The organism is Alcaligenes pakistanensis, from assembly GCF_014652815.1.
In the GTDB taxonomy this organism is placed as follows: domain Bacteria; phylum Pseudomonadota; class Gammaproteobacteria; order Burkholderiales; family Burkholderiaceae_B; genus Alcaligenes; species Alcaligenes pakistanensis.
In genome coordinates, this window is sequence record NZ_BMZN01000006.1 from 24368 (window position 1) to 30987 (window position 6620).

Here is a 6620-nt window from a genome sequence, read left to right on the forward strand (position 1 = left end):
TCCTTTATCGCCTTCCAGGCAGTAGGCCAATGCTTTGGGTTCTGTCGGGCAACTGCCGCGATTACTCGATCTGCAATTCGCGGAGGCAGGTCTTCCGGCCATTGGGTAACTGCCTGAGGCATGATCCCGATAGCAGAAGCGGCGGAACTCACAGAGCCGCCTAGTAGCTGGATGGCATGTTGTTTCTTCATGCGCAAATGTTAGCGTGCTTACGCAATCATTGCAAGCACGCTTTTCTTAAAATAGAGTGTAATTGCGCTTACATATGAGCGAACTAAAAGACAGAATCGAAAAATTGAAGGCTGTAATGGCCTGGAATGACACCCAGATGGCCAAAGCGGCTGGGGTGAGTCGTTCCGCCGTTTCTCAGTGGGCCGGTAAAGGAAGCAAAATCATCCACACGATTGGTGATGTGGAGGTTGCTCTTAACCTAGAGCGGGAGACGGGTTACAGCGCGCTATGGATAGCCAAAGGCGTTGGTCCAGAGACAGCTAAAGACCGCGTATCAGCGGAGTCTTGGCCCTTCTCTTCTATCGATAATCAAAAGGTTCGCGCTCTAGACCCAGACAGAGAGCGTATGCAGCTTGAAACCGCCATCCTCCTATCCGCCGCCCAGCTCGGCCTGGACGTAAAGAAAGACGAGGGTTGAAACGATGAAACGTCACACTAGCCAAGTTACTGAGTTGAGTGTTGGCTTCTAATCAAATAGGGATACATGGGGTCTATACGGCCCCATATTTTTTACCAATAAAGTAACCAGAGATTTTAAATATTATTGTTTTGTGAGTGAGGCAATGGAACGGTTTATACAGCGAGTCAGTTCACACATTGAGCATGTGAACAAAGTTGGTGCCCACTGCATTTCGGAGGAGACAACCAAGCAAGCCTTGATCCTCCCGATGCTTGATATTCTTGGCTTCAGCCCATACGACCCAACTAAAGTTCAGGCAGAGTATGGCTCTGACTTCCCCGGGGTGAAAGCCACTGAGCGGGTTGATTACGCGCTATTCAGTAATGGGACGCCTGTGCTTTTTATTGAAGCCAAGGCATACGCCCAAGACCTGACGAACCACTGCCCTCAGCTATCCAGGTACTACAACGCGACCCCAGAGGTGGCGGTTGCCGCAATAACAAACGGCAGGGAGTGGCGTTTTTTCACTGACTTGGTCAACAGAAACATAATGGACAAAGATCCATTCTTGACTGTCGACTTTGAGGCTCCGCAGGAGGATGCTGCGGAGCAACTATTCCGTTTTCATCACGATAAGCTAGAGGCAGGCGCGCTCCGCGCTATGGCGGAAGAAAATATCTACCTGTCAGCATTCCGAGAGGCCATTACATCCTCCCTGCGCGAGTGCGATGTGGACTTTGTTCGTTATGTTGCAACACGAGCATCCATCCAACGACAGCTTAATGCACGATTCCTGGAAAGCATTCAGCCCTTGGTGGTCCAGGCAGTAGCTCAATCAGTAAGCTCAATGGTCGCCACCAGCCTTTCACGACCGCAGAAAACCGAGGAAGCGCCGCCAGTGGTCGTGCTGTCCGACGAAGATGCGCCGATCATTGACCCTGACAACGAAAAGATAATCACGACACCAGAAGAGCAGAAGCTCTACCAGATCTGCCAAGAAATTCTTCCAGGCGAAGATTTGTCCATGCGAGATACTGAGACATACTTCTCTGTGGTTTCTGGTGGGAAATCGAATAGATGGCTCTTCCGCTTCTGGGGTGACAAGCGCCGCCCCGCGATTCAGTTCATTGAACCAATGACTGAAAGCCACAATATAGAGGCTCAACGGGCCGGGTTAGAGATTGGCAAAAATGGTCGAATCATCTTGAACAAACCCGAAGACCTGTACCGACTCGCAGGCATTCTACGAGACGCTTTGATGTACTGCCAAAACGATGAGAATTTCCGTCGCTCGTCTCGTAGAGTCGAGTCAGATGACGAGTAAGGCAGTCACCAAGATGTAGCGAGGGTGAGTGAAAGTTTCATGAGCCCAGCTTAACCGTTGAGGGCCCTTTGAAAGGCTTAGATCTCAAAGACTCACGGCGCCCCCTGCCAATCTGAGCGGCGATTATTTGCCAACCCCTTCCAGAAGTGTTCAAATTAACTAATTATGGCAAGCCAACAACCCGCAACAACTCTTAACACGATCACTGACGCAATCAACGCAATCCTGACTGAGTCAACGGTATACCTCAGCGGGAATGATCTACAGATACGCCGCCTTCTGCATGAATGCGACAAACTCATGCAAGTAAATGCTGCGGATGGATGGATTTGCAAGGCACGTATTGCTCAGATACAAGGTGATGAGGAGGCGTTTCAATACGCAATTCGAAACGCCGAACGGCTAGACTCGACCGGAGAATGGGAGCAAACTAAGGGCGTAGGGCTATTAAACCTACATCGCTATTCCGCAGCTCAAGACATTTTCTGCAAAATGATAGCGCCTGAGATCGGGCTGTTTGGACCATTGTTTCCATTTGCCCTCAATACCGGTGCCTACCGGTCCGTACATGAAAGCTACCAAGGACTTCCAGGGAAAGGGATGACAGCGCCCAAGACTTACCCAGCGGAATCTATCGCTAAGGTCTCGACCTTCATGCGGGAATCAAATATTACCGATAAAGACGTAGCTGCTTTTTTAGACAAAGCAGGGGATGTTCTCCGCCGTCACTCATATATGCCCGCGAATAGCTCTCCTCAACCTATTATTTATATAATGGACGGCGATTCGTGTTTATATTTTCGCTATCCTCTCGATGTCAGCCCGGCCCAAGCTGCCACACTTAATTTTGAGCTGGCTGAGCTCATGGTGGACGTGGATTTTGAGTTGCTGGATAAGCTGCATATCAGTTTTGAGGTGGCCCAATGAGCGTCACACCTCGCGAGATTCTAGGTCTCTCTGAAAGACTCTGTGCCTCACATGAATGTGAAGCGACCCTACGAGCTTCGGTTAGCCGAGCTTACTACGCTGCATACCACACAGCTGAAGACTTTCATCACAGCTTGGATCTTCCAGGCGCGGAGCCTCCGGAGAGGCGTGGCATGCATGCCACATTAATTTATCAACTTGGTAATCCGCGAATCACTGATACAGAGTTGAAAAAAGACTCCAAGATCCATTCGTATATATTGAAGACACTTAAACTAGCGCGCGTAGAAGCTGACTACAATCTTTCTGCCAAGGTGACTTTGACTGCTGCGCAGACTCAAATAGAGAGCGCGAAGCGGCTAATCGACTTAGGCCCTCAGAAGCCCTGTTGACTATCTCCATTCGTTAACAAAGCAAGCCCCTATAAAGGGGCTTTTTGTCGTCTGTTTGGCGCTCCTCAACATAGCCGGCCGACTTTCGACGACGGTCGTTCCATGCCACCGACGACACCACCTTGACCTTAAATGCTGTATAGATATACAGTATATCTATCCCCCTGCCCCGCCATATTGATGCGCTCCACGTAGCTCCCACGAATCAGAGCGCGTATCTAAAACGCCCACTTGTAAGAGAAGAGCATTGCGATATGACGAGTAATCAGAACACCAAGCCGCCGGCCGAACTTTCAGCTTTACTGCGGGCTGCCGCAGAAAGGCTCGAAGAAAGCTGTGCTGTCATTGACGCTGCGGAGGCCGCCTGGCTATCACCAGCACTACAAGACGATGCAAAGCTTCGCATCATGACCAGCCTTCGCCGCACCTTAATTGACGTAATCCTTGGCATTGAGAGCGGCACTCCGATCGACTGAGCACCTTTCTCCACACTCCCCTGCTCGCTTATGCGGGCTTTTTTTTCCAATCTAAGCGTAAGCATTCTTACGATAATAACGTTAGCATGCTTTACATTATCTGTTAGCACTCTTACAATTCATTCCAACGCCTCACCAAACGCAGAACAGCCTAGCCCTCAGGGCAGCCTAGTAACGGTACAGAGAGAGCGCCAGCAGCAAAGGCTGCGCCCGCCACGGCGGAGGCTCTTTAAAAACCAGCAAAGCGATAAATAGGCCAATGGTGCGAACACGCACGGCTAGGCCCAGGGCGCATCCCCACACCCCCTGATAAAGAGTGAGACGGACAACCCGTGACGTGGGGATTTAGGACGTTGCGCTACCTGGAGCCAGCTCAGCTGGGAGTAGCCAGGAGCGCAGCGGTTATCCATCAGTACCTTGACTCAGGGTGCTGACGGATAAATAGGAGATAGACATGGAACACAAACACACGCCTGGGCCGTGGCAAGAGTCCGCATGCAGAGCGCCAATGTGGCTGGGTGGTGCCCCTGCAGGTTTATGTGGTGCGAAGGCGCATGGACACCAATTCCCAAGCGACTACCTGCTCCACACAAGAGGGCATAAAGATTTCCCATATTGCTTCCGGCACGCTTGCCCAAACCACGGCGGTCCCCAGGTTAACGAGGTGCGAATTTTTCAAGATGGTCTTACCGATGAGGGCCGCCAAATGTGGTGCGCTGTCATGCCGGACTTCGTGAACCTGCAGGAGAGCCCTGCTGGATTTCACGGAAACCCAGTGCGAGCAGTCGCAAACCTAAAGGCGGCTATCGCCAAGGGATCGGGAGCTACCCATGAATAAACCCAAACCAATGCGCTGGCCCGCAGATTTTCCGGGCAAGCATGACAAAGACCCATCAACACCTACATGACTCGCATATGAGCAGTAGCGAGGTCCAGGCAGCCCTTCTTATGAGGGGCATCATCAAGGCGGCGGCGTGGATAGGACACGCAATGGGGTTAGGTGATCCCTCGTTAGGCTTTAGGTAATGATCCGAGCCAAAAGACACAGCAGGTATCAAGCCCTGCCCGCCTTGATGATGGTGAGCAGTACGCGCAGGCAAAGCGCATAGGCCGTAGTAGCGGTGACGCTCGGGAAGTCCGCAAGACTTGGGGATGCCCAAGCACGGCAGGCAGTAGACGGCGAGCCTGGACACAGGAGCCAAGCTGGAATTTGCAGCCAGCCACCATCGCCACTTTCATGCTCACGGCGTAGCGTCACGCCGAAACAATACATAGGAGGCCCTCATGGGCGGCGATGCATCGTAGCGGCGTAGTCCGCTGAATCCCTGAGTACACGGGCGCAGAAAGCTGGGCGATACCGGCATGGGGAAAAAGTGGCCTGACAGTTGGGGAGTACCCACCCCCGATAACTGGTGGACGGCAACCTAAAGCACAAGTGGCAGTACGCCAGCCTGTAGGCGCACAGGCCCATGGCCCGCATGGTGAGAGCGGGCACCCTCTAGTCGCAGCACTCCCTCTCCCACTCCCTCAACCATTTCAATATCAAAACCGCCCACGCCATGGGCGGCGGGAGTGCTGCGACTAGAGGGCATAGAACTCCAGAGCCTGCCAATACCGAGTTGCGCGCGCAAGTCGTGACGGTGGGGGATGCAAGCTAACCCTCTCCCCTTTCAATGGCGCCGGATGCGGCGCAATCCCCCCGGAGCTAAACATGAACGCTATCGCAGAACGCGAGGTATGCGCGCACCAGCTGGCGGAGCGCCGCCGCGCCTATATCGCGGAACAAATCCGCGACTGCCTCATCGGCAACACGCAAACAGTGCTGATGTCGTGGGGCTGGCCGAATCGGGTCACGGCGCAGCCCCGCGAAGGCTTGCTCGAAGTCCTGAACGATGAAATCAGCAAGTCCGAGAACGGCCACGCACTGGGGCCGTTTCTAAAGACCGTGCTTGATCCCGAAGAAAAGGACACAGCCACCCTTCGGGATCTTACCGAAACAATCATTCAAGAATGGGCTGATGTCAGCTACGAATGCATGACAGCCCAGGAGCAAGAGGCGCTGCCGTGTTGATCAAGTATTTCATTTTCTCCGGCTTCTTTAGCTGCGCTGCTTTCTTTATCGCGCTCGCAGTCGAGACCGTTATCAGTATCTGGAGACAGTCATGAGCTACAACTACGCGCAACTGCGTGCGGCGCTGGCAAACGGGCCCACGCCGGGCCCACGATCCATCAACGAAGTAGGAGATTCACACCGAATAGTCGTTCGAGGCGGAAGTGTCAGCGGCGTCATGGCGTTCGTCGAAACCGGATGGCCTCACCCAGAGCAACAGTCTGAACAGAGCGCCAATGCCTTGCTGATTGCAGCGGCCAATCCTGAAACCATCTGCGCGCTACTCGCAGAGCGAGACGCCCAGGCGGCTGAGATTGAGAGGCTGCGGGAAGCTCTAGCAGATCTGGCAAATGCAGCCGAAGAAGCATGGGGCAGCGATCGACCTTGCGTGCGTATTGCTTTAGCCGCCCTATCGGGAGAAGCAACATGACCATGATTTGCTCGCAATGCAACCAGTATGGAATCCGCTGGATGGGGATGTGGGGCAATCTCACGCATACCGAATGCCCGAATTGCGGTGGGGAAAACTGCCAGCGCGAAGATAAGGACGACGGAGACGAGGATGCGGAGGATGGCGATGACTGACCAAAACCCCGGCTTCCCCCGCACTCGCCGCCGTAACCCGTTCGATGGACAGGGATGCTACGCACCAAATAGCAGCACCCCGCCCTGGGGCTGGTTCCCTACCTTCGCAATCGCAATACCTGCAGTTATCACGGTAGGCGGGCTTATCGCATTCGGCCCTTCCCTGGTGACTTAT

At 53.4% G+C, this 6620-nt stretch carries 7 protein-coding genes; 6 read left to right on the plus strand and 1 reads right to left on the minus strand.

The window, feature by feature from the left end:
- Positions 1 to 265 precede the first annotated feature (265 nt).
- From IE156_RS17390 to IE156_RS17405, 4 genes are all read left to right on the plus strand, one after another.
- A complete protein-coding gene (locus IE156_RS17390; protein ID WP_109089679.1) occupies positions 266 to 649 on the plus strand; it encodes a helix-turn-helix domain-containing protein in 384 nt (127 codons plus the stop codon).
- Between the two features lie 145 nt (positions 650 to 794).
- On the plus strand, positions 795 to 1955 hold the full coding sequence (locus IE156_RS17395) for a type I restriction endonuclease (RefSeq protein WP_189393923.1): 1161 nt from the start codon (positions 795 to 797) through the stop codon (positions 1953 to 1955).
- A gap of 300 nt (positions 1956 to 2255) precedes the next feature.
- On the plus strand, positions 2256 to 2882 hold the full coding sequence (locus IE156_RS17400) for a hypothetical protein (RefSeq protein WP_189393924.1): 627 nt from the start codon (positions 2256 to 2258) through the stop codon (positions 2880 to 2882).
- Between the two features lie 646 nt (positions 2883 to 3528).
- Positions 3529 to 3750 (plus strand): hypothetical protein, encoded by a 222-nt coding sequence (locus IE156_RS17405; RefSeq protein ID WP_189393925.1) that lies wholly within the window; start codon positions 3529 to 3531, stop codon positions 3748 to 3750.
- Between the two features lie 1424 nt (positions 3751 to 5174).
- Here IE156_RS17405 and IE156_RS17410 read toward each other — a convergent pair.
- The gene (locus IE156_RS17410) at positions 5175 to 5342 is read right to left on the minus strand and encodes a hypothetical protein (protein WP_189393926.1); all 168 of its coding nucleotides are present in this window, start codon (positions 5340 to 5342) and stop codon (positions 5175 to 5177) included.
- A gap of 119 nt (positions 5343 to 5461) precedes the next feature.
- Between IE156_RS17410 and IE156_RS17415 the strand changes: the two genes are divergently transcribed.
- Both IE156_RS17415 and IE156_RS17420 read left to right on the plus strand, forming a co-directional pair.
- The gene (locus IE156_RS17415; protein WP_189393927.1) at positions 5462 to 5821 is read left to right on the plus strand and encodes a hypothetical protein; all 360 of its coding nucleotides are present in this window, start codon (positions 5462 to 5464) and stop codon (positions 5819 to 5821) included.
- Between the two features lie 91 nt (positions 5822 to 5912).
- On the plus strand, positions 5913 to 6290 hold the full coding sequence (locus IE156_RS17420) for an ead/Ea22-like family protein (RefSeq protein ID WP_189393928.1): 378 nt from the start codon (positions 5913 to 5915) through the stop codon (positions 6288 to 6290).
- The last annotated feature ends 330 nt before the right edge of the window (positions 6291 to 6620 follow it).